At 71.6% G+C, this 22,432-nt stretch carries 21 protein-coding genes; all 21 read right to left on the reverse strand.

The features are described 5' to 3' along the window. Position 1 precedes the first annotated feature (1 nt). The gene (locus tag JX575_RS11200; RefSeq protein WP_186341160.1) at positions 2-454 is read right to left on the reverse strand and encodes a DUF3995 domain-containing protein; all 453 of its coding nucleotides are present in this window, start codon (positions 452-454) and stop codon (positions 2-4) included. Then, on the reverse strand, positions 451-888 hold the full coding sequence (locus JX575_RS11205; RefSeq protein ID WP_186341159.1) for a type II 3-dehydroquinate dehydratase: 438 nt from the start codon (positions 886-888) through the stop codon (positions 451-453). Before JX575_RS11205 ends, JX575_RS11200 begins: the two co-directional genes overlap by 4 nt. After that, positions 885-2,015 carry a 3-dehydroquinate synthase gene (gene aroB, locus JX575_RS11210; RefSeq protein WP_186341158.1) on the reverse strand — a complete coding sequence of 377 codons (1,131 nt, stop codon included), beginning with the start codon at positions 2,013-2,015 and terminating at the stop codon, positions 885-887. Before aroB ends, JX575_RS11205 begins: the two co-directional genes overlap by 4 nt. After that, entirely contained in the window at positions 2,012-2,512 is a 501-nt protein-coding gene (locus JX575_RS11215) for a shikimate kinase (protein ID WP_186341157.1), read from the reverse strand. Before JX575_RS11215 ends, aroB begins: the two co-directional genes overlap by 4 nt. After that, entirely contained in the window at positions 2,512-3,690 is a 1,179-nt protein-coding gene (gene aroC / locus JX575_RS11220; RefSeq protein WP_186341156.1) for a chorismate synthase, read from the reverse strand. Before aroC ends, JX575_RS11215 begins: the two co-directional genes overlap by 1 nt. A 12-nt stretch (positions 3,691-3,702) precedes the next feature. After that, complete coding sequence (locus JX575_RS11225) at positions 3,703-4,473, reverse strand: A24 family peptidase (RefSeq protein WP_186341155.1); 771 nt, start codon at positions 4,471-4,473, stop codon at positions 3,703-3,705. Positions 4,474-4,481: 8 nt separating this feature from the next. Next, entirely contained in the window at positions 4,482-5,306 is an 825-nt protein-coding gene (locus JX575_RS11230) for a shikimate dehydrogenase (RefSeq protein WP_206054375.1), read from the reverse strand. 4 nt (positions 5,307-5,310) lie between these two features. After that, entirely contained in the window at positions 5,311-6,498 is a 1,188-nt protein-coding gene (gene mltG, locus JX575_RS11235; RefSeq protein ID WP_186341154.1) for an endolytic transglycosylase MltG, read from the reverse strand. Beyond that, complete coding sequence (gene ruvX / locus JX575_RS11240; protein ID WP_186341153.1) at positions 6,491-6,958, reverse strand: Holliday junction resolvase RuvX; 468 nt, start codon at positions 6,956-6,958, stop codon at positions 6,491-6,493. Before ruvX ends, mltG begins: the two co-directional genes overlap by 8 nt. 10 nt (positions 6,959-6,968) lie before the next feature. Further along, positions 6,969-9,671 (reverse strand): alanine--tRNA ligase, encoded by a 2,703-nt coding sequence (gene alaS / locus JX575_RS11245; RefSeq protein WP_186341152.1) that lies wholly within the window; start codon positions 9,669-9,671, stop codon positions 6,969-6,971. Next, a complete protein-coding gene (locus JX575_RS11250) occupies positions 9,671-9,940 on the reverse strand; it encodes a DUF6167 family protein (RefSeq protein WP_186341151.1) in 270 nt (89 codons plus the stop codon). Before JX575_RS11250 ends, alaS begins: the two co-directional genes overlap by 1 nt. Continuing rightward, on the reverse strand, positions 9,940-10,452 hold the full coding sequence (locus JX575_RS11255) for a hypothetical protein (RefSeq protein WP_186341150.1): 513 nt from the start codon (positions 10,450-10,452) through the stop codon (positions 9,940-9,942). The genes JX575_RS11250 and JX575_RS11255 overlap by 1 nt, the downstream gene beginning before the upstream one ends. Before the next feature lie 34 nt (positions 10,453-10,486). After that, the gene (locus tag JX575_RS11260) at positions 10,487-11,803 is read right to left on the reverse strand and encodes a replication-associated recombination protein A (protein ID WP_241005446.1); all 1,317 of its coding nucleotides are present in this window, start codon (positions 11,801-11,803) and stop codon (positions 10,487-10,489) included. A gap of 88 nt (positions 11,804-11,891) precedes the next feature. After that, a complete protein-coding gene (locus JX575_RS11265) occupies positions 11,892-13,220 on the reverse strand; it encodes a dipeptide ABC transporter ATP-binding protein (protein ID WP_186341149.1) in 1,329 nt (442 codons plus the stop codon). After that, complete coding sequence (locus JX575_RS11270) at positions 13,217-14,305, reverse strand: ABC transporter ATP-binding protein (RefSeq protein WP_186341283.1); 1,089 nt, start codon at positions 14,303-14,305, stop codon at positions 13,217-13,219. The genes JX575_RS11265 and JX575_RS11270 overlap by 4 nt, the downstream gene beginning before the upstream one ends. An 11-nt stretch (positions 14,306-14,316) precedes the next feature. Then, on the reverse strand, positions 14,317-15,327 hold the full coding sequence (locus JX575_RS11275) for an ABC transporter permease (RefSeq protein ID WP_186341148.1): 1,011 nt from the start codon (positions 15,325-15,327) through the stop codon (positions 14,317-14,319). Between the two features lie 174 nt (positions 15,328-15,501). After that, positions 15,502-17,271 carry an ABC transporter substrate-binding protein gene (locus JX575_RS11280; protein ID WP_186341147.1) on the reverse strand — a complete coding sequence of 590 codons (1,770 nt, stop codon included), beginning with the start codon at positions 17,269-17,271 and terminating at the stop codon, positions 15,502-15,504. Positions 17,272-17,349: 78 nt separating this feature from the next. Beyond that, positions 17,350-18,384, reverse strand: a complete 1,035-nt coding sequence (locus JX575_RS11285) for an ABC transporter permease (RefSeq protein WP_186341146.1) — start codon at positions 18,382-18,384, stop codon at positions 17,350-17,352. A 172-nt stretch (positions 18,385-18,556) separates the two neighbouring features. Continuing rightward, the gene (gene aspS / locus JX575_RS11290) at positions 18,557-20,350 is read right to left on the reverse strand and encodes an aspartate--tRNA ligase (RefSeq protein ID WP_186341145.1); all 1,794 of its coding nucleotides are present in this window, start codon (positions 20,348-20,350) and stop codon (positions 18,557-18,559) included. Next, complete coding sequence (hisS, locus tag JX575_RS11295; protein ID WP_186341144.1) at positions 20,347-21,732, reverse strand: histidine--tRNA ligase; 1,386 nt, start codon at positions 21,730-21,732, stop codon at positions 20,347-20,349. Before hisS ends, aspS begins: the two co-directional genes overlap by 4 nt. Further along, positions 21,729-22,415, reverse strand: a complete 687-nt coding sequence (locus tag JX575_RS11300) for an MBL fold metallo-hydrolase (RefSeq protein WP_186341143.1) — start codon at positions 22,413-22,415, stop codon at positions 21,729-21,731. The genes hisS and JX575_RS11300 overlap by 4 nt, the downstream gene beginning before the upstream one ends. Positions 22,416-22,432 lie beyond the last annotated feature (17 nt).

A 22,432-nucleotide genomic window follows, 5' to 3' on the forward strand; every position in this document is an offset into this window, starting at 1 on the left:
GTCAGGCGCGGGACCGGGCGAGCCCTGCGGCGAGGACGAGGCCCCAGAGGAGGAACAACGGGTCCCAGAGGTAGGCGTGGCCCACCATGCCGGCCCGGTCGACGCCGCCGTCCGGCACGACGGCGCCGGCCAGCACGAGCTGGCCGACCACGGTGTTGAGCCCTCCCCAGGCCACGAGCACGGTGGCACCGACCCAGCAGGCGCCCCTGGACAGGCGTCGCACCGGCCACCCGGCGCGCGCAGCGAGCAGCGGCACCCACGCCGCGACCAGCTTGAGGAGTCCGATCGGGAGCAGCAGCCACTCCCACCCGGTGAACGCGTCCGCCATCCGCTGCCCGAGCGTCTCGACCAGCCAGTGGCCGCCGGCACCCCAGTAGAGGCTGAACGCCGCGTGCAGGCTGCCGAGCAGGCCCGCGACGAGCAGCGCCCCGCGGCCACGCCCCGCGGAGGTCACGACATGGCGCCGGCCAGCACCCCGAGCGCCCGGCGGTAGCCGTCGATCCCCTGACCGGCGATCGTGGCGACCGCGTGCGGCTCGACGACCGAGGTGTGGCGGAACTCCTCGGCACGCTCCTTGGGGTCGGAGATGTGCACCTCGACCAGCGGTGCGGTGAGCTGGGCGCAGGCGTCCCAGAGCGCGAGCGAGTAGTGGGTCCAGGCGCCGGCGTTGAGCACGACCGGGGTGACGTCGTCGGCGGCGGCGTTGAGCCAGTCGAGCAGGTCGCCCTCGTGGTTGGTCTGGCGCACCTCGACCTCCAGACCGAGGTCGCGTCCCCACTCCACGCACAGGTGCGCCAGCTCGGCGTGGGTCGTCGAGCCGTAGATCTCCGGCTGCCGGCGACCGAGCCGTCCGATGTTGGGGCCGTTGAGGACGAGCACGCGCGTCACGCCCGGCCCCCGATCGCGGCGTGGGCCGCCCGCAGGTCGTCCTCGCTGGGCCCGGCGAGGATCCGCGGGACCGCGAGGTCGTCGAGCACGACGAACCGTAGCCGCGAGCCCCGCGCCTTCTTGTCCACCTTCATCGCGGCGTGGAGGTCGTCGAAGGAGGCTGCGTCGTAGGTCGTCGGCAGCCCGACGCGCGACAGGACGGTGCGGTGCCGCTCGACCAGCGCCGGGTCGAGGCCGGCGGCACGCGCGGCCAGCTCGGCGACGTAGACGCACCCGATGGCGACGGCCTCGCCGTGGCGCACGGCATAGTCGCTCGTGCGCTCGATCGCGTGGGCGAGGGTGTGGCCGTAGTTGAGCACCTCGCGGCCGGGATGCCCGTCGGCGCCGCCGGTCTCGCGGAGGTCGTCGACCACGACGTCGACCTTGACCCTGATCGCGCGCTCGACGAGCTCGCGCAGCTCGGCCGAGTCCCACGTCAGGGCGGCCGGGTCCGTGCGTTCGACCAGGTCGAGGATGGCGGGATCGGCGATGAAGCCGCACTTGACCACCTCGCCCAGCCCGGCGACGAGCTCCTCGTGGGGCAGCGTCTCCAGCAGCGACAGGTCGCAGAGGACCCCGGCGGGCTCGTGGAAGGAGCCGACCAGGTTCTTGCCCGCGCCCGTGTTGATGCCGGTCTTGCCGCCGACCGCGGCGTCGACCATGGCGAGCAGGGTGGTCGGCACGTGCACGACGCGTACGCCGCGCAGCCAGGTCGCGGCGACGAAGCCGCCGAGGTCGGTGGTCGCTCCCCCGCCGATGGTCACGACGGCGTCGGAGCGGGTGAAGCCGGCCTCGCCGAGCGCCTCCCAGCAGTCGGCCGCGACGGGGGCGGTCTTGGCGCGCTCCCCGTCGGGCAGCCCGAGGGCGAGGACGTCGTAGTGCTCGACGAGCGCGTCGACGACGGGGTCGGCGAGCGCGCCCAGCGTGCCGGCGTAGAGCACCGCCACGCGCTCGACCGACTCGCCCAGCACGGCCGGGAGCAGGGAGGCGAGGCCGTGACCGACCACCACGTCGTAGGGCGAGGAGCCGCCGACGTGCAGGACCGTGTCGGCGGGCCGCTGGTGGCTCCGGGTGGTGCGCTCGGTCATCGGAGCAGGCTCCTGATCTCGGCGGCGACCTCGTCGGCGGTGCGGCCATCGGTGTCGACCGTGTGGACGGCCACCGACTCGTAGAGGGGCGTCCGCTCGTCGAGCAGCGTCTTGATGCGACTGCGGACGTTGCCGAGCAGCAGCGGGCGCCCGACACCCAGGCCGACGCGCTTCACGGCGTCGGACAGTCCGACGCGCAGGAAGACCACCGGCAGGCCGGCGAGCAGCTCGCGCGTGGCGGCGCTCAGCACCGCGCCCCCGCCGAGCGCCAGGACGCCGTCGTGCTCACGCAGCGCCGCGGCGACCGCAGCCGCCTCGAGCTCGCGGAAGTGGTCCTCGCCCGACTCGACGAAGATGTCGGAGATCTCCCTGCCGGTGCTCGCCTCGATGTCGGCGTCGGTGTCGCGCACCGGCAGCCCCCAGGCCTCGCCCAGCAGCTCCGCGACGGTCGTCTTGCCCGCGCCCATCGGCCCGACGAGCACCACCCGGGGCGCCATCAGCGGTACCGGATGGTGTCGAGGTAGGACTGGGCGTTGCGGCGCGTCTCCTGCACCGAGTCACCGCCGAACTTCTCCACGACCGCGTCGGCGAGCACGAGCGCGACCATCGCCTCGGCCACGATGCCCGCGGCGGGGACCGCGCACACGTCGGAACGCTGGTGGTGGGCCACGGTGGCCTCCCCGGTCGCCACGTCGACGGTGCGCAGGGCCTTGGGGACGGTGGCGATCGGCTTCATCGCCGCGCGCACCCGTAGGACCTCGCCGGTCGACATGCCGCCCTCGGTGCCGCCGGAGCGACCCGAGGTGCGTCGCAGGCCATCGTCGGTGGGAACGATCTCGTCGTGCGCCTGCGAGCCCGGGGTGTCGGCCAGCTCGAACCCGTCACCGACCTCGACGCCCTTGATCGCCTGGATGCCCATCAGCGCACCAGCCAGCCTGGCGTCGAGCCGGCGGTCCCAGTGCACGTGCGACCCGAGGCCGGGCGGGAGTCCGTGGACGACGACCTCGACGACGCCGCCGAGCGTGTCGCCGTCCTTGTGGGCCTGGTCGATGCGCGCGACCATCGCGGCGCTCGCCTCGGGGTCGAGGCAGCGCACCTCGTCGGCGTCGAGCCGCTCGACGTCGTCGGGACCCGGGACCACGCCGGCGGGTGCCGCGACGCCACCGAGCGAGACGACGTGGGAGACGATGCGCGCGCCGACGGTCTGCTCGAGGAAGTTGGACGCCACCCGGCCGAGCGCCACGCGGGCCGCGGTCTCGCGCGCCGAGGCGCGCTCCAGGATGGGGCGGGCCTCGTCGAAGGCGTACTTCTGCATGCCGACCAGGTCGGCGTGGCCGGGCCGCGGCCGGGTGAGCGGAGCGTTGCGGGCCAGTGCCTCGAGCTCGACCGGGTCGACCGGGTCGGCCGACATGACCTTCTCCCACTTGGGCCACTCGGTGTTGCCGATCTCGATGGCCACCGGTCCGCCCTGGGTCTCGCCGTGGCGCACCCCGCCCAGCAGGCGGACCTCGTCCTGCTCGAACTTCATCCGCGCCCCACGGCCGTAGCCGAGCCGGCGGCGCGCCAGTGAGTCGGCGAGGTCGTCGGTGGTGACGCGGACATGGGCGGGCAGCCCCTCGAGGATCGCGACCAGCGAGGGACCGTGGGACTCGCCTGCTGTGAGCCATCGGAGCATGCGTGCAGTCTCTCAGCCCCAGATGCGCCCAGCGAGCGCAGTCCCCCAGACGAGACCCACCAGCGCACCGGCGCACATGAAGGGGCCGAACGGCACCGCGCGCTTCAGCAGGCTGCGGTCGCGCCTGACCACGAGGACGACCAGCACGGGAACGACGAACAGCACGAAGCTCGCCCACACCCCGATCGCCAGCTCGCCCCAGCCGGCCCAGCCGAGCACGAGCCCGACGGGTGCCGCCAGCCGCACGTCGCCGAAGCCCATCCCCGCCGAGCGCACGAACCACAGCACCCAGAAGAAGGACCGCGCGAGGACCATCGCGACGAGGGCGCGTACGAGGGACTCCCGCTCGCCCGTCGCCAAGCCCACCGCCGTCACCGCGACGATCGCGGCGAGGGTCGCCGGCACGACGACGACCCGCGGGAGCAGGCGGGTGTGCCAGTCGATGACGGACAGGGCGACCGCGACCGGGGTCAGCGGCACCAGCCACAGCAGCGACCAGTCGAGGCCCGTCGCCGCCCCCAGCAGCGCGCCGGAGACGGCCGACACCACCGCACTGCGCCAGCCCAGCCCCGGTCGCCCGGCGATGTCGGCGTAGCGCGTCTTGGGCGGCTCGACCTGCGTGGCGACGGAGCCCGGCTCGCCGGCGTCGGGGCCGGCCCCGTCCGGGGACCCGACGGGCTTGGGCACGGGCTCCGGCACGCGCGCGACGAGGCGCGGGACGAGGAGACCGCCGAGGCCGGCGAGCACCGCCGCCACGAGGACGGCGAGGACGGTGTCGTTCACGAGCCCATTCAACCGGGATTCCGCGCCGCGAGGGCACGTTCGCCCGCATCGCGCAGCAGCTCGACCGCGACCGGGCGGCCGGTGAACAGCTCGACCTGCAGGGCGGCCTGGTGGACGAGCAGGTCGAGCCCGCCGACGAGGGTGCGGCCTGACGCCGAGGCGGCCAGCGGGGTCGGCCACGGGTCGTAGACCGCCTCGAAGACCACCGGCACCGCCGCGCAGCGCTCCACCAGGGCGGACGTCTGCGCGCCAGCCGGGACGGTGGACACCACGATGTCGGCGACGAGGGCGTCGGGCGCGTCGAGCGAGCCGGTGCGGACGTCGATGCCGGCCGGGTGCGAGCGGAGCGCCGCCACGGTCTCGGCGGCTCGCGACGCGTCGCGCACCAGCAGCTCGACCGAGCCCACCCCGAGCTCGGCCAGCGCCAGCCCGGTCGACGTCGCGGTCGCGCCACCCCCCAGGACGACAGCCGTGGCGAGCGGGGCGGACGTGCGCTCGCGGATCGCGGCCGCTGCTCCCGGCAGGTCGGTGTTGTCGCCGACGCGCGTCCCGTCGTCCTCGAGCACGACCGTGTTGACGGCTCCCGCCAGGCGCGCGCGGTCGGTGGAGCGGTCGACCAGCGCGAGCGCCTCACGCTTGAGCGGCATGGTGAGCGACAGCCCGCGCCACTGCGGACCGAGCCCGGACACGAACTCCTCGAGCCCACCGGCGGGCACCCGGTGGGCGTCGTAGGCCCAGTCGAGCCCGAGCTCGGCGTAGGCCGTGCGGTGCAGCGTCGGTGAGAGCGAGTGCGCGATCGGGTCGCCGAGCACGCCGCAGCGCCGGCTCAGCACCGGCTCAGCACCGGTCGGACGTCTCGCAGTAGGTCTTGTACTCGTTGCGACCCTCGAGGAAGCCGTCGTAGGTCTCGTAGAACTTGGTCTCGCCCGTCGCGAGGTCGACCGTGACGTAGTAGTACCAGTTGCCCTCAGCGGGGTTGGCCGCCGCCGCGATGGCGTCGTCGCCGGGCGCCTCGATGGGCGTGGGCGGGAGCCCCGGGTTGATTCGCGTGTTGTAGGGGGTGTCCTCGGCCAGCTGCTCGGGCGTGAGCTCGGTCGAGCCGGGCGAGAGGCCGAGCCCGTAGGCGATCGAGGCGTCGATGCCCAGCGTGCCGTTGGTGCCGCCCTTGTCGCCGGGGCCGTCGAGCCGGTTGTAGATCACGCGGGCGATCTTGGGCATGTCGTCGCCGCGGCCCTCGGCCTCGATCAGGGAGGCGATGATCATCAGCTCGCCGGGCGTCTTGCCGAGCTCGGCGGCCCGCTCCTCGAGGCCGGCGGCGTCGGCGGCGGCGCGCCAGCGGTCGACCATCATCGTGAGGATGCGCACCGGCTTCATGCCGGGCTTGATCTCGTAGGTCGCCGGGAAGAGGTAGCCCTCGGCGTTGCCCTCGGCGTAGTCGGGCAGCCCGAGCTTGTCGGGCTTCTGGAGGGCCCGGTTCCAGGCCTGCTCGGAGAACTCGGTGCTGTCGGCGAGCGTCGCGACGATCTCGGTGAGGCGCAGGCCCTCGGGGATGGTGACGGTCGGGAAGCCGATGAGGTTGGCGGGGTCGATCAGCACCTCGAGGGCGTCGGCGGCGCGCATCTCCTCCTGGAGCTCGTACGCGCCGACCTGGATGCCCGCGGCGGCGGGCTCGCCGGCGGCGGCGTCGATGAAGGCCTGGACCGACTTGACGACGCCGTCGTCCTTGAGGTTGCGGCCGATCTGGGCGGTGGTGTCGCCCTCGTTGACGGTGAACTCGACCGAGCCCGTGCCCGGCCCGGGATAGTCCTCGGGGCCCTGGAACTGGTCGGCGACCCAGGAGACGCCCTGCGTCAGCGCGACGTAGAAGCCGCCGAGCAGCACGACGAGCGCGATCAGCACGGCGAAGCAGCCCTTGAACCCGCGGCTCTTGCGCCGCTTGCCGCCCGGGACGTAGGCGCGGTCCTCGTGCTCCTCCCGCTCCTCCGGGCGCACGGGGGCGTCCGAACGGGTCTCGTGCTCACTCATCTGTCTCCGCCACCTCGACGATCTCTCCCGGTGCCTGCCCACTCGACCGTTCCGTGTCGAGTGCAGTCTGCAGGATCAGCACGGCTGCCGCCTGATCCACGACCGCGCGCCGCTTGGCGCCGTGCCGGCCCTGCTCGCGCAGGATCGACTCGGCGGACACCGTGGTCAGTCGTTCATCACACAGCCTCACGGGCACGGGGGCAACCCTCCGCGCCAGCCTGAGGGCAAGTGCGCGTGCCTTCTGGGCCGCCGGGCCCTCAGTCCCGTTGAGCGAGCGGGGCAGCCCGACCACCACCTCGACCGCGTCGAGCTCGGCGACGAGCTGGGCGAGCCGGCGTACGTCGCCCCCGCCGCTGCGCACCGTCTCCACGGGGGTGGCGAGGACCCCGGAGGGGTCGCTGCTCGCCACGCCGATCCGGGCGTCCCCCGGGTCGACGCCGAGCCGCACTCCTCGCCTCACGCTCGTCCTCTCAGACCTGGGTCGCGCGCTGCGCGACCTCGCGACCGACCAGGTCGAGGGCCTCGTCGATGCGTGAGGCGTCGGTGCCACCGCCCTGGGCCACGTCGTCCTTGCCGCCGCCCTTGCCACCGAGCAGCGGCCCGACGGCGCGGACGAGGTCACCGGCGGAGAGCCCGCGGGCGCGGGCCTGGTCGTTGGTGGCGGCCACGACCGAGACCTTGCCCCCGGCCTGACCGATGATGACCACGACGCCGGGCTCACCCTGCGGCAGCCGGCCGCGGACGTCGAGCGCGAGGTTGCGCACGTCGCCGGCACCGGCCCCGTCGGCGCGGTGGGCGACCAGCTTGACCGGCCCGACCTGCGACGCCCCGGCGGCGAGGTCGGCGCTGGCGCCGAGGAGCTGGGCCAGGCGCGCCTTCTCGAGCTCCTTCTCGGCGGCGCGGAGCCGCTCGGTGAGGCCCTGGACCCGGCTGACGAGGTCGTCGGGCTGGGTCTTGAGCAGGCCGGTGAGCTGGGCGACGACGTCGCGCTCGCGGGCGAGGTAGCCGAAGCCCTCCACGCCGGTGAGCGCCTCGATGCGGCGGTTGCCGGAGCCGACGCTCGTCTCGCCGGTCACCACGACCGTGCCGATCTGCGAGGAGTGGTCGACGTGCGTGCCGCCGCAGAGCTCGCGCGACCACGGTCCGCCGATCTCGACGACGCGCACCTTGGTGTTGTCGTAGGTCTCGCCGAAGAGCGCGATCGCGCCCCACTCCTTGGCCTGCTCGAGCGTCATGTAGTCCCAGTGCACGGGCAGGTCGGCCCGCAGCGCCTGCTGCGAGACGGACTCGATGTCGCGCACCTGCTCGGGGGTCAGCGCCTGGGTCCAGCCGAAGTCGAGCCGGAGGTAGCCGGGGCGGTTGTAGGAGCCGGACTGCAGCGCCGTGGGGCCGAGCACCTCGCGCAGCGCGGCGTGCACGACGTGGGTGCCGGAGTGCGCCTGGCGGGCGCCGGTGCGCCACTCGGGGTCGACGCGGGCGTGGACCTCACGGCCGGGGTCGAGCTCGCCCTCGAGCACGCGCACCTGGTGGACGACCAGGCCCTTGATGGGGCGCTGGACGTCGAGCACCTCGATGCGGCCGCCGTCGAAGACGATCGTCCCGGCGTCGGCCGCCTGTCCGCCGGACTCGGCGTAGAACGGCGTGCGGTCGAGCACGAGCTCGCCGACCTCCCCCTCGACCAGGCGCTGCACCGGGGCTCCGCCGCTGAGCAGGGCCAGCGGCTTCGACTCGGTCTCGAGCGTCTCGTAGGCCAGCCACTCGGTCGGGCCGAACTCGTCGAACACGCCGCGGTAGACGGCCGTGTCGCCGTGGGCGCCCTTCTTGGCACGAGCGTCGGCCTTGGCACGCTCTCGCTGCTCGGCCATCAGCCCGCGGAACCCCTGCTCGTCGACGGTGAGGCCCTGCTCGGCCGCCATCTCGAGGGTCAGGTCGATGGGGAAGCCGTAGGTGTCGTGCAGCGCGAAGGCGCGCTCTCCGGAGAGCGTGGTGCCGCCGGTGGACTTCACCTCGGAGGCAGCGGTGTCGAAGATCTGCGTGCCGGCCTGGAGCGTCTTGCGGAACGCGTCCTCCTCGGCGAAGGCGACCTGCGAGATGCGCGGCCAGTCGGTCAGGAGGTTGTCGTAGGTCTCCCCCATCCTGTCGCGGGAGATCGGCATCAGCTCGGGAAGCACGGGGGCGTCGCAGCCCAGCAGCCGCATCGACCGCACCGCGCGGCGCAGCAGCCGGCGCAGCACGTAGCCCCGACCGTCGTTGCCGGGCGTCACGCCGTCACCGATCAGCATCATCGAGGACCGGACGTGGTCGGCGACCACGCGGAAGCGGACGTCGTCCTGGGGGTCGGCACCGTAGGTCTTGCCGGTCATCTCCTCGGCCTTGGCGATGACGGGGTAGACGACGTCGATCTCGTACATGTTCTTCTTGCCCTGCAGCAGCAGCGCGACCCGGTCGAGGCCCATGCCGGTGTCGATGTTCTTCTTCGGCAGCGAGCCGGCGATGTCGAAGTCCGACTTGGACCGCACGGCGCTGAGCTCGTCCTGCATGAAGACGAGGTTCCAGATCTCCAGCAGCCGGTCCTCGAGCTCGACCGGCATGTCCGGGCCGAGCGCGGCGGGGTCGAAGTCGGGACCCCACTCGGGACCGCGGTCGTAGAGGATCTCCGAGCAGGGCCCGCCGGGGCCCGGGACGCCCATCGACCAGTAGTTCTCCTTCGGGCCGAGCTGGACGATCCGCTCGCGCGGCAGTCCGGTGACGTTCATCCAGATGCCGATGGCCTCCTCGTCGCCGACCAGCACCGACGGGTAGAGGCGGTCCTGCTCGAGTCCGTAGCCACCGTCGGCGACGGGCTTGGTGATCAGGTCCCAGGCCAGCTCGATGGCACCGGCCTTGAAGTAGTCGCCGAAGGAGAAGTTGCCGCACATCTCGAAGAACGTGCCGTGGCGGGTGGTCTTGCCGACGTCCTCGATGTCGGGGGTGCGCACGCACTTCTGGATGCTGGTCGCGCGCACGAACGGCGGCGTCTCCTGGCCCAGGAAGTAGGGCTTGAACGGCACCATCCCCGCCGGGACGAACAGCAGGTTGGGGTCGTCGGCGAGCAGCGAGGCGGACGGCACCACGGCGTGTCCGGCGGCCTCGAAGTGCGCGAGGAAGCGGCGGCGGATCTCGGCGGTGTCCATCAGTGGTCCTTCGTCTCGGTGGTGCTCGTGGTCAGCTCGGGAGGATGCCCGGTCCCCAGGGGCCGCAGCCCGAGCTGCTCGCGCAGCTCGGTCTCGCGCTCGGCACGGCCCTGCTGGACCTCCTCGGCGAAGAGCCGGGCGCCGGCCTGCCACCCGCGTACGCGGTCGCGTACGCCGTCGGCGGTGAGTGAGTCGGCGACGCGGCGGGCGCGGGCAGCGGCGTAGACCCCGACCCCCGCTCCGGCGACGAACCAGAGTGGGCGACCCATCAGGCGACGTCCTCGCCGAGGTCGGCGCGGGCGTCGGCGCGCTCGCGGGCACGGAACTCGCGCATGGCCTGCTTCACCTCGGCGCGGCGCTCGCGGCCCGCACGGCGCGACTCCTGCCGCACCGCGAAGCGGATCCGGTTGCGGCTCTCGGCCGACATGGCCCGCCGCAGGCCGTGGGACCAGCCGGCCGCCCGGACCACGGTCTCGCGGACGACGAGGTCGGTGAACAGGCGACCGTCGATGGGCCGGGCCACGGGCGGGTCGACCTCGGGCCCACGGTGGGGCGCCGTCCCACGTGCGGGGTCGTCGAGCCCGGTGATCACGAACGCGGACGCGCCGGCCTCGGCGTGCGGCGCTGGGGCACGCTCGGACAGCGACGCCGTGAGGGACTCGGCGAGCGACTCCGCACGCGCCTCGGCGCGGCGAGCGCGACGATGCGCGAGCAGCGCCACGGCGAGCGCCACCAGCGCCACCACGACCGCTGCACCCAGCCACGCCTGCTCCGTCGTCACGGCGCCGAGCCTACAAGCCTCACGCGACGGCGGGTCAGCCGCCGCGGACGATCCGCCGGACCCGCTCCCAGCGCTCCTTGACGCCTGCCTCGGCGCCGAGCGACGTCGGACGGTAGTAGCTCGCGTCGGCGAGGACGTCGGGAAGGTACTGCTGCTCGGCCACACCGAAGGGCTTGTCGTGGGGGTAGGCGTAGCCCTTGCCGTGCCCGAGGTCCGTGGCGCCGCCGTAGTGGGCGTCGCGCAGGTGGGAGGGCACCTGCCCGATCTTCCCGGCCCGTACGTCGGAGAGGGCCGCGTCGATCGCGGTGATCACGGCGTTGGACTTGGGGGCGACGGCGAGGTGGATGGTGGCCTGGGCGAGGTTGATCCTCGCCTCCGGCATCCCGATGAGCTGCACCGCCTGGGCGGCCGCGACGGCCGCCTGCAGCGCGGTCGGGTCGGCCAGCCCGACGTCCTCGCTCGCGTGCACCACGAGGCGGCGGGCGATGAAGCGCGGGTCCTCGCCCGCCTCGATCATCCGGGCGAGGTAGTGCAGCGCCGCGTCGGGGTCTGACCCGCGGATCGACTTGATGAAGGCGGAGATCACGTCGTAGTGCTGGTCGCCCTGCCGGTCGTAGCGCACGGCGGCCTGGTCGACCGCGGTCTCGGCGGTGGCGAGGTCGATCGTGGCCACGCCGTTGCTGCTCGCGGCGCCGGCGGCGGCCTCGAGGTAGGTGAGGGCGCGCCGGGCGTCACCGCCGGCGAGGCGGACGAGGTGGTCGCGGGCGTCGTCCTCGAGGACCGTGCTGCCGGCCAGCCCCCGCTCGTCGACGAGCGCCTGGTCGATCACCTCGGCGACGTCCTCGTCGGTCAGCGACTGCAGCCGCAGCAGCAGGCTGCGCGAGAGGAGCGGGCTGATCACCGAGAAGAACGGGTTCTCCGTGGTGGCGGCGATCAGGGTGACCCACCGGTTCTCCACGCCCGGCAGCAGCGCGTCCTGCTGAGCCTTGGTGAAACGGTGCACCTCGTCGACGAACAGGACGGTCTCCTGACCGCCCCTGGCCAGCTCGGCCCGGGCGCCGTCGATGGCGGCGCGCACCTCCTTCACCCCGGCGGCGACCGCCGAGACCTCCACGAACCGGCGTCGGGTCTGCTGGCTCACGATCGCCGCGATCGTGGTCTTGCCGGTGCCGGGCGGGCCCCACAGCAGCAGCGACATCGACTGGTCGCCCTCGATCAGCCGGCGAAGCGGAGAGCCGGCCGCCCGCAGCTGCTGCTGGCCGACGAGCTCGTCGATCGTGCGCGGCCGCATGCGCACGGCCAGGGGCGCGGACGCGTGCGTGTTGGCGCCCAGCGAGCCGGCGCTGGGCACGGAGCCGGGCGCGGGTTGCCCCGCGCCCGGGATCTCGAAGAGGCCGTCCACGCCGGGAAGTATCCCCCGGGCGCCGACGGCGCTCGACTCAGGCCCCCGTCGTCTGCTTGGTCCGGAGGTCGTACCAGGTCTTCTCGTAGCCCGGGATCGTGAGCTGGGTGTTGCTGGGCGTGGCGCCCGGCACCGGCGTGCCCTGGTCGTCGACGCCGAGCAGCTCGGTCGTCACCGGAGTGGCGGGATGCGCGCCCAGCTCGCCCGCGAAGTGGCAGGCCACCTTGTGGCGCTTGCCGATCTGCAGCAGCGGCGGCTCGACCTTCGCGCAGATCTCCTGCGCGAACTGGCAGCGGGTGCGGAACCGGCAGCCCGACGGCGGGTTGATCGGGCTCGGCACGTCACCCTCGAGCCGGATGCGCTCGCGCCGGCCGCCGATCGCGGCCTGCTTCACGTCGGGCACCGCGGACAGCAGCGCCTGGGTGTAGGGGTGGTGCGGCTTGGCGTAGATCGTCTCCCGGTCGCCGATCTCCACGATCTTGCCGAGGTACATCACGGCGATCTCGGGGCAGAAGTGGCGCACGATGGCGAGGTCGTGGGCGATGAAGAGGAACGCCACGTCGAACTCGGTCTGGATGTCCTGGAGCAGGTTGACCACCTGCGCCTGGATCGACACGTCGAGCGCGGAGACCGGCTCGTCGGCCACGAGGACCTTGGGGTTGAGCGTGAGCGCCCGGGCGATGCCGATGCGCTGGCGCTGGCCACCGGAGAACTCGTTGGGGTAGCGGTTGTAGTGCTCGGGGTTGAGGCCCACGATCTCGAGCAGCTCCTGCACGCGCGGCAGGATCTTGTTCTTGGGCACGATCTTGTGCACCTCGAGCGGCGCTCCGACGATCGTGCCGACGGTGTGCCGCGGGTTGAGCGAGGTGTAGGGGTCCTGGAAGATCATCTGCACGTCGCGGCGCAGCGGCTTCATCTCCTTGTTGGAGAGCTTGGCCAGGTCCTTGTCGGCGAACATCATCGAGCCGCCGGTCGGCTTGTAGAGCCGGGTGATCAGGCGTCCGGTCGTCGACTTGCCGCAGCCCGACTCCCCCACCAGGCCCAGCGAGCCTCCCTTGGGGACCTCGAACGAGATCCCGTCGACGGCCTGCACGTGCCCGATGGTGCGTCGGACGATGCCCGAGGACCTCACCGGGAAGTACATCTTGAGGTTGTCGACCGTCAGCACGGCCGGGGCGTCGGGGTCGAGCTCGGCGGCCACGTGGCCCTGCTCGGCCAGCGTCGCGAAGTCGAGGTCGACGGGGATGTCGTCGTCGCCGTAGGCCTCGCTCACCGGGTTGGTGAGCTCACGCTCCCCGGTCTCCGCCGCGTTGGCTCCGATCTCGGTCGGTTCGATCTCGGCGCGGGCGTTGGGATCCTGGGTCATCGGGTCTCCTCGACGAGGTCGGGGGCGATCTCGGGCAGCACTTCCGCGTGGTAGACCGCGATGGGGTCGGCCAGGTGGCAGCGCTTGAGATGGGCCGTGCCCGTGCTGGCCGGCAGCAGGTCGGGGAGCTGGGTCGAGCACAGGTCGCCGGGGACCTTGTCGGAGTGCACGCACCGGGGGTGGAAGGAGCATCCCGGCGGCGGGCGCAGCAGGCTGGGCGGGTTGCCCGGGATCGGGATCAGGCGCGCGTCGGTGGACGCCGACACCTCGGGCACGCTGGAGAGCAGCCCCCAGGTGTAGGGCATCTCCGGCGTGGTCAGGATCTGCTTGGTCGTGCCGAACTCCACGCACCGCCCGGCGTACATCACCAGGACGTCGTCGGCCATCTCGGCGATGACGCCGAGGTCGTGGGTGATGATGATGACCGCGGAGTTGAACTCGCGCTGGAGGTCCTGGAGCAGGTCGAGGATCTGCGCCTGCACCGTCACGTCGAGCGCGGTGGTCGGCTCGTCGGCGATCAGGAGCGACGGGTCGTTGATCAGGCCCATCGCGATCATCGCGCGCTGGCGCATGCCCCCGGAGAACTGGTGGGGGTAGTCGTCGACGCGCCGGTCGGGCTGCGGGATGCCCACGCGGTCGAGCATCTCGATCGCCTTGCGGCGCGCGTCGCGCTTGGAGGCACCGGAGTGGTGCACCAGGTAGGCCTCCGCCAGCTGCGAGCCGATCTTGTAGAACGGGTGCAGGGCCGCGAGCGCGTCCTGGAAGATCATCGCCATCTCGTTGCCGCGCAGGCTGCGCATGCGCGACTCGCTGAGGCCGACGACCTCGGTGCCGCCGACGCGGATCGAGCCGGAGATCTGCGCCGACTTGGTGTCGTGCAGGCCCATCACGGCCATGCTCGAGACCGACTTGCCGGAGCCCGACTCGCCGACGATGCCGAGCGTCTTGCCCTTCTCGACCGAGTAGGACAGTCCCTGCACCGCGGTGACGGGGCCGTCCTCGGTCGGGAAGGTGACCTTCAGGTCCTCGACCTGGAGGAAGGGGCCTTCGGCCTCCGCGGAGGCGGGGGCACTCGACTGGGTCATGGGAACGCTGGTCACGAGAGCCTCACCCTCGGGTCGAGGACGCTGTAGACGATGTCCACGAGCAGGTTGGAGATGATCAGGACGACGGCGCTGAACAGGGCGGTCGCCTGCACCACTGGCAGGTCACGGCCCTGGACCGCCTGCAGGCTCCACCACCCGATGCCCTGGATCTCGAAGATCCGCTCGGTGAAGATGGTGCCTGCGAGGAGCGTGCCGAAGTCGATGCCGAAGATCGTCACGACCGGCACCAGCGCGGCGCGCAGTCCGTGCTTGTAGACGATCGTGCGAGCCGGGAGGCCCTTGGCCTTGGCGGTGCGGATGTAGTCCTCGCTGAGGGCCTCGACCATCGCGCCGCGGGTGAATCGGGTGTACTGGGTGCACCCGAAGATGCCGAGTGCCACCCAGGCGAGGAACAGGCCGCTGAACCACTTCCATGGCCCGTTGGCGCCTATCGAGAAGTAGCCCGTGTCGCTGAAGAGCGGCACCTCGAACGTGATCGTGAGGTAGAGCCAGGTCAGCAGGGCGAAGAGGTAGTAGGGGATCGAGCTGATGAACAGGAAGCTCGACACCAGGGCCTTGTCGGCCACGGTGCCGCGCCGTCTCGCGGCGGCGACACCGATGGGCACCCCGAAGAGCAGGTAGAGGAACGCACCGCCGATCGCCACGGAGAAGGTCGCGGGCATGCGCGAGACGAGCTCCTCCTTGACCGGCTGCTTGGTGCGGAAGCTGACGCCGAGGCACGGGGCGGAGCACTCGTACTCGTTGGACGCGATGGTGAGCGTGCGACCGACGAAGATGCCCTCGACGTACTTGGCGTACTCCTCGTAGACCGGGTTGTTGTAACCCAGGGTCTTCTCGTAGACCGCGAGCTTCTGCTGGGTGCACCTGTTGCTGGTCTCGCGGTCACAGATCGGCTGCGCCGGGCTCGAAGGGCCGTACCAGAACAGCAGGAAGATCGCCATCGAGACCAGGGCCACGACGAGGACTCCCGAGATCAGGCGCTTCACGACATAGGCAAGCATCGCTGGTCACTCTCCGGGGATGGTGGATGAGTCGGCCCCCGAGGAGACAGCCTATCGGGGTCCGGGCTGGCGAGTGGGGGCTCCCGGTCCGGGAGCCCCCACCCGTCAGTGTGGTGCTGGGTCGTGCTGGGGACTACATGGTGCTCCAGGTCGAGGACCTGATGAGCGCCAGGATCACTGCATCACGTACAGGTCCTTGTAGTTCGGCGCACCGATCGAGCCATCGCCCGAGGGGTTGCCGACCTTGGTGCCGAAGACGAACAGGTCGTTGCGGAACGCGGTCGGGATGATCGGGAAGTACTCCGTCATGATCTTCTCGTCCAGGTCGCCCCAGGCAGCAGCCTGCTCGTCGAGCGGCAGCGTGCTGATGCGGTCCATCTCGTCGTTGACCGAAGCCTCGTCGAACAGAGCGGTGTTGTAGACGGCACCACCCTTGAGCAGCGGCGGGAGCATGGTCGAGCCCGACGGCCAGTCCGAGCACCAGTTGACGCCACGGAGGTTGAGCTTCTTGTTGACCTTGTTGTCGGGGTCGAGCCAGATGTTGTACGGCGACTCCTGCACCGGGATCGCCTTGACCGAGAAGCCGGCGGCCTCGTAGCCCTTGGTGATCTGGTCCTGGGTGGCCTTCGCCAGCGGGTCGACCTCGTAGTAGACCATGGTGATCGGGTACGGGGTCTCGACGCCGGCCTCCTCCAGGAGGGCCTTGGCCTTCTCCGGGTCGTAGGTGATCTGCTCACCGTCGACCTGGAAGTCCTTCTTGCCGGCCATGCCGGGGGGCATCACCGAGTTGGCGGGGATGCGGGTGACACCGGGCACCTCGCCGCCGGCGATCCACACGTCCTCGTAGGGGTACGCGTAGGCGAGCGCCTTGCGGACCTCGATCTCGGGGATCTTGTTGTAGTCCGGGGTCAGCGTGGAGACGCACTGCGAGGTCTGCTGGACCAGGCGGTCACCCAGCTGGCCGTTGGCGTCGTTGTACTTGTCCGAGCCGAGCGAGGTGGACACGGCCGTCTGGCTGTCGGCGTTGTCGGAGAGCATGATCTCGTCGACCTTGGCCTGGTCCTGGTTGAACTTGAAGACGAACTCGTCGGCGTACTGGTGACGACCCGGGTCGGAGTCAGCGGCCCACTGGTCGTTCTTCACGAGGACGAGCTCCTCGTTGGGCTTGTAGCTCTCGACCTTGTAGGGGCCGTTGGACAGCGGCTTGGTGCCGTAGTTCGGCGGCTTGGAGGCGTTGCCGAGGGGCGCGGGGCCCATCGCCATGAACGCGCCCCAGTAGTCCATGTCCGGGAAGGGCGTGGACATCGAGATGGTGACGTCCTGGCCGTCGACCGCGATGCCGTCCCAGTTCTCGCACTTGGGGTCCTTGGCGGTGTAGGGGCCCTCGTAGTCCTCGGCACCCGCGAAGTAGTGCTTGGAGTACTCGGTGCCGGCACCGGACGGGAACGCCTCGGAGTCGAGCGAGCGGCAGATGCCGAACGCGACCTCTTCGGCCGTGACGGGCTTGCCGTCCTCCCACGTCGCGTTGTCACGGATGGTGAAGGTCCACTCCGTGTAGTCGTCGTTGGGGGTGCCCAGGTCGGTGGCGAGGTCGGGCACCAGCACCGGCTGGCCGTTCTCGTCACGGATGTACTGGGTCAGCGAGCGGCTCGTGAGCGCCTGCTGGATCGAGTTGCCGGTCACCGACCAACCAGCGGTCGGGTCGAGCGTGTCCGGACCGGGGTCTCCGGGCAGGTAGACCGTGATGGTCCCGCCCGGGGTGGCACCCTCCACCTCGGCAGCGGGGGCCTGACGCTCAGCGTCCTTGGTGCCCCCTCCCTGGTCGCCGAACTCTCGAGTCGTCCCGCTCCCGGTCTCGCCCTCGTCCGACGACCCGCCACCGCAGGCGGCGAGCGTCAGTAGGGCAGCACCGGCAACGAGCGCGAGCGGCTTGTTCCGCTTCATGCTGTCCAGCCTTTCTTTCTTGTTCTCACCGAGGACGGCGTCATCGGCGACGTGCACAACCTGGGGTCGAGCCGTGGCTCAACGACGGGTCTTGGGGTCGAGGGCGTCGCGGACCGCGTCGCCCAAGAGATTGAGGGAGAGCACCAGCGCGACGATGCCGAGCAGCGGCTGCCACAGGTACTGCGGGTACTCCCGGAAGTAGGTCGGCGTGGCCGCCTTGAGGATCGTCTGGCCCCACGAGACACCGTCGGTGACGCCGATGCCGAGGAACGCCAGTCCGGCTTCGAGCGCCACGAAGGACGGCAGCATCAGCGACACGCTGATGATGATGGGCGCCGCCAGGTTGGGCAGCAGCTCCTTGAACAGCACCCGCGAGGTCGGCATGCCCACCACCCGGGCGGCCTGCACGAACTCGCGCTCACGGAGCGCGAGGACCTCACCGCGGATCAGGCGAGCCGTGCCCATCCAGCCGAACATGGCCAGCACGCACACCAGCATGAACTTCTGGATCGTCGCGTAGTCCTCGGAGGTGTTGAACCGGTCGTTGAGGATCGGGGAGAGGGTCAGCGCGGCGAGCAGGAACGGGACCGTCAGGAACATGTCGATGAAGAACGACAGGACCTTGTCGACCGTGCCGCCGAGGAAGCCGGCCACGAGCCCGACGATCACGCCGAGCGTGCTGGCGATCAGCGTCGCGACCGTCGCGATCATCAGCGAGATCCGGCACCCGTGCAGCCAGTAGGCGAGGTTGTCCTCGCCGGTGCGGGGGGCCACGCCCATCGGGTGGTCCCAGGTGAACGGACCGTTGGGCGGGCCCATCTCCGGCTTGGGCATGCCGTTGTTGAGGCCGTCGACGCGCTCGCTGGCCAGCGGCGTGACGAGGTCGACGCCGAAGATGTTGGTGATCGTGCCGGCGAACACGGCGCAGATGATGAAGAACAGCACCACCACCGCGCACACGACGGCGATCTTGTCGCGAGCCAACCGTCCGAGCGCGATGCGCAGGGGCGACTTCCCGGAGATCTCCTTGGCCTTGGGGCTGTTGGGGTCCTGGTGCTCCGGATCGGAGTTCAGGATGCCCAGCGTCTCGGGCCCTGCGATCTCTGCCGACATGCTCTCCCCATCTGGTTCGGGACTGGCCGGCGCAGCCCGGGGTCTCCCGAGGGCTGCGCCGAGCGCGACTCTATGTGACGTCCGTGGTGGGCACGGTCACCGACGGGTAACGATCCCGTTACGACGCGGTGCACCGGGGTCGCCGCCAGGACACGGCAAACCCTTCGAAGGATCAACCGGCGGGCGGGACGTCCTTCGCGGGGACGGCGTCCACACCGGCTTCCTTGCGCTGCTCCGGGGTGATCGGAGCGGGCGCGGCGGTGAGGGGGTCGAAGCCGCCGCCTGACTTGGGGAAGGCGATCACGTCGCGGATGGAGTCGGTGCCCGCGAGCAGCGCCACGATCCGGTCCATCCCGACGGCGATGCCGCCGTGCGGGGGTGCGCCGTACTTGAACGCGTCGAGCAGGAATCCGAACTTCTCCTGCGCCTCGTCGTCGGTGAGGCCCATCACGGCGAAGACGCGCCTCTGCACGTCGCCGCGGTGGATACGGATCGACCCGCCGCCGAGCTCGTTGCCGTTGCAGACGACGTCGTAGGCGTAGGCCAGGGCATTGCCGGGGTCGGTGTCGAAGGTGTCCATGAACTCCGGCTTGGGGCTCGTGAACGCGTGGTGCACGGCCGTCCACGCGCCCGCGCCCACGGCCACGTCGCCGCTGGCCACCGCCTCCGAGCTGGGCTCGAACAGCGGGGCGTCGACGACCCACGTGAACGCGAACGTGGAGTCGTCGAGCATGCCGGCGCGGCGCCCGATCTCGAGGCGGGCGGCACCGAGCAGCGCGCGGCTGCTCTTGGCCGGGCCGGCGGCGAAGAAGACGCAGTCGCCCGGCTCGGCGCCGACGTGGGCCGCGAGGCCGTCGCGCTCGGCGTCGGTGAGGTTCTTGGCCACCGGGCCGCCGAGGGTGCCGTCCTCCCCGATCGTGACGTAGGCCAGGCCCTTGGCGCCGCGCTGCTTGGCCCACTCCTGCCACGCGTCGAACTGCCGACGCGGCTGGCTGCCGCCGCCCGGCATCACGACCGCGCCGACGTAGGGCGCCTGGAACACCCGGAACTGGGTGTCGGAGAAGTAGTCGGTGCAGTCGACGAGCTCGAGGCCCATCCGGAGGTCGGGCTTGTCGGAGCCGTAGCGGGCCATCGCCTCGGCGTACGTCATCCGGGGCAGCGGCCGCTCGATGGTGTGGCCGGCCTGCGCCCACATCGCCTCCAGGACGTCCTCCATCAGCGTGATGACGTCCTCCTGGTCCACGAAGCTCATCTCGATGTCGAGCTGGGTGAACTCGGGCTGGCGGTCGGCGCGGAAGTCCTCGTCGCGGTAGCAGCGCGCGATCTGGTAGTAGCGCTCCATGCCGCCGACCATGAGCAGCTGCTTGAACAGCTGCGGGCTCTGCGGCAGGGCGTACCAGCTGCCGGGCGCCAGGCGCGCGGGCACCAGGAAGTCGCGAGCGCCCTCGGGGGTGGACCGCGTCAGCGTGGGCGTCTCCACCTCCACGAAGTCGCGCGCGTCGAGCACGTCGCGCGCCGCCTTGTTGATCTTGCTGCGCAGCCGCAGCGCGGCGTTGGGGCCGGAGCGGCGCAGGTCGAGGTAGCGGTGCTTGAGGCGGGCCTCCTCGCCGACCTCGCCGCCCTTGTGACCGGACGCGTCGTCGACGGGGAACGGCAGCGGGTCGGAGGCGGAGAGCACCTCGACCTCGGTCGCGACGACCTCGATCTCGCCGGTCGCGAGGTTGGGGTTCTGGTTGCCCTCCTTGCGGGCCACGACCTCGCCGACCACCTTGATGCAGTACTCGCTGCGGAGGCTGTGGGCGACCTCCTCGTCGCGCACGACCACCTGCACGACTCCGCTGCGCTCGCGCAGGTCGAGGAACGCGACGCCGCCGTGATCGCGCCGCCGCGCCACCCATCCGGCGAGGGTGACGGTCTGGCCGACGTTGTCGGCGCGCAGGGCGCCGGCGTCATGGGTGCGGATCACTGGATCTCCTCTGATGACTCACTGGTGGTGCTGCCGGGGGTGTTGCTGGGAACGATGGTGCTGACGACGGCGGGCCGCAGGTCGGCCTCGGGCGGGCTCCAGGCCGCGGGATCGGCCCCGACCTGCTCACCGCTGCGGATGTCCTTGACCTGGTGGGTCCCGTCGGCCTGGACGAACCACACGTAGGGGATGCCGCGGCGCTCGGCGAAGCGGATCTGCTTGCCGAACCGGGCCGGAGCCGGGGCGACCTCACAGGCGATGTCGCGCGCCCGGAGAGCGGCCGCGACCGCCGTGCTGGCGCCACGCTCGTCCTCGGTGTTGAGGGCGACGAGCACCGCGCTGGGCACCGGTCGGCTCCCGGACAGCACGCCGTCGGCGATGAGCGGGACGAGGGTGCGCGAGACGCCGAACGAGACGCCGACGCCGGGGTAGGTCGTGCGGCCGTCGCTGGCGAGCGCGTCGTAGCGCCCTCCCCCGCCGACGGACTTGAGCCGCTCGTAGCCCGCCATGAAGATCTCCACGACGGTGCCGGTGTAGTAGTCGAGGCCGCGGGCGATGCGCAGGTTGGCCTCCACCCCGACCCGGTCGCCGGCAACCGCGCGGCAGCCCTCGACGACCGCCGCGAGCTCCTCGAGGCCCTGGTCGAGCAGGTCGTCGGTGACGCCGAGGGACCGGACCCGCTCGACGAACGAGGTGTCCTCGACGCGGATCGTGGCCAGCTCGAGGCAGCGCCGCGCCTGCTCGGGGGTGGCCCCGACGCGCTCGACGAGGAGGGTGGCCACCTCGTCGGCGGGGAGCTTGTCGAGCTTGTCGATCACCCGGATGGCGTCCGTCACGTCGTCGATGCCGAGACCGCGGTAGAAGCCCTGGATCAGCTTGCGGTTGTTGAACTGGAACGACACCCGCGGGATGGGCAGCCGGCCGAGGGCGTCGACCATCACCGCCATCACCTCGACGTCGTGGTGGAACGGCAGCTCGTCGCGGCCGACGATGTCGACGTCGGCCTGGGTGAACTGGCGGTAGCGGCCCTCCTGGGGTCGCTCGCCCCGCCAGGCCGGCTGCACCTGGTAGCGCCGGAAGGGGAACTCGAGGTGGCCGGCGTGCTCGAGCACGTAGCGCGCGAAAGGCACGGTCAGGTCGAAGTGGAGGCCGAGGTCGGCCTTGGCGCCGGGCTCGGCGGCGAGGCGTTGGAGGACGTAGATCTCCTTGTCCACCTCGCCGCCCTTGGCCAGCCGGTCGATCGGCTCGACGACCCGCGTCTCGATGTTGGCGAAGCCGTGCAGCTCGAAGGTGCGCGACACCGAGGCGACCACCTCGCGCTCGACGGCGCGCTGCGCAGGCAGCAGCTCGGGGAACCCGCTCAGCGGGGCGATCTTGCTCATCGCACGTCCTGGACCAGGTCTCGGAGGAAGGGGTTGGTGGCGCGCTCGCGCCCGATCGACGTCTGCTCGCCGTGCCCGGGCAGCACCACGATGTCGTCGGCCAGCGGGAGCACCTTGTCGGTGAGGCTGCGCAGCATCGTCGCGTGGTCGCCGCCGGGCAGGTCGGTGCGCCCGATCGAGCCGGCGAAGAGCAGGTCGCCGGAGAACATCAGCTCCGAGACGTCCTGCTGCGCGTAGGGGGTGCGGAACGTGACCGACCCCTCGGTGTGCCCCGGCGTGTGGTCGACGACGAACCGCAGTCCCGCGAGCTCGAGCTCGGCCAGGTCGGTGAGCTCGCGCACGTCGTCGGGCTCGGCCCACGAGTAGTCGCCGCCGAGGAGCATCTGGGTGGTCTCGGGGCTCATCCCGGCCATCGGGTCGGAGAGCAGGTGGCGGTCGGCCGGGTGGATCCACGCCGTCGCGTCGTAGCTGCCGGCCACGGGAGCGACGCACCACATGTGGTCGACGTGGCCGTGCGTGACGAGCACGCTGACCGGCTTGAGCCGGTGCTCGCGGACGACCTGGTCGACCCCTGCCGCGGAGTCCTTGCCCGGATCGATGACCACGCACTCCGACCCGGGACCGGCTGCCACGACGTAGCAGTTGGTCCCCCAGGGTCCGGCGGGGAAGCCGGCGATGAACACGGGCGTCAGTCCTTGCT

The organism is Nocardioides sp. zg-1228 (genome assembly GCF_017086465.1).
GTDB lineage: Bacteria > Actinomycetota > Actinomycetes > Propionibacteriales > Nocardioidaceae > Nocardioides.

Bases quoted from the DNA above. Each gene is read 5' to 3' on its own strand.
- hisS (WP_186341144.1), bottom strand. From the start codon at position 21,732: ATGAGCAAGATCGCCCCGCTGAGCGGGTTCCCCGAGCTGCTGCCTGCG.
- JX575_RS11275 (WP_186341148.1), bottom strand. From the start codon at position 15,327: ATGCTTGCCTATGTCGTGAAGCGCCTGATCTCGGGAGTCCTCGTCGTG.
- JX575_RS11270 (WP_186341283.1), bottom strand. From the start codon at position 14,305: ATGACCCAGTCGAGTGCCCCCGCCTCCGCGGAGGCCGAAGGCCCCTTC.
- JX575_RS11280 (WP_186341147.1), bottom strand. From the start codon at position 17,271: ATGAAGCGGAACAAGCCGCTCGCGCTCGTTGCCGGTGCTGCCCTACTG.
- aroB (WP_186341158.1), bottom strand. From the start codon at position 2,015: ATGACCGAGCGCACCACCCGGAGCCACCAGCGGCCCGCCGACACGGTC.
- aroC (WP_186341156.1), bottom strand. From the start codon at position 3,690: ATGCTCCGATGGCTCACAGCAGGCGAGTCCCACGGTCCCTCGCTGGTC.
- JX575_RS11215 (WP_186341157.1), bottom strand. From the start codon at position 2,512: ATGGCGCCCCGGGTGGTGCTCGTCGGGCCGATGGGCGCGGGCAAGACG.
- JX575_RS11265 (WP_186341149.1), bottom strand. From the start codon at position 13,220: ATGACCCAGGATCCCAACGCCCGCGCCGAGATCGAACCGACCGAGATC.
- JX575_RS11250 (WP_186341151.1), bottom strand. From the start codon at position 9,940: ATGGGTCGCCCACTCTGGTTCGTCGCCGGAGCGGGGGTCGGGGTCTAC.
- mltG (WP_186341154.1), bottom strand. From the start codon at position 6,498: ATGAGTGAGCACGAGACCCGTTCGGACGCCCCCGTGCGCCCGGAGGAG.
- alaS (WP_186341152.1), bottom strand. From the start codon at position 9,671: ATGGACACCGCCGAGATCCGCCGCCGCTTCCTCGCGCACTTCGAGGCC.
- JX575_RS11285 (WP_186341146.1), bottom strand. From the start codon at position 18,384: ATGTCGGCAGAGATCGCAGGGCCCGAGACGCTGGGCATCCTGAACTCC.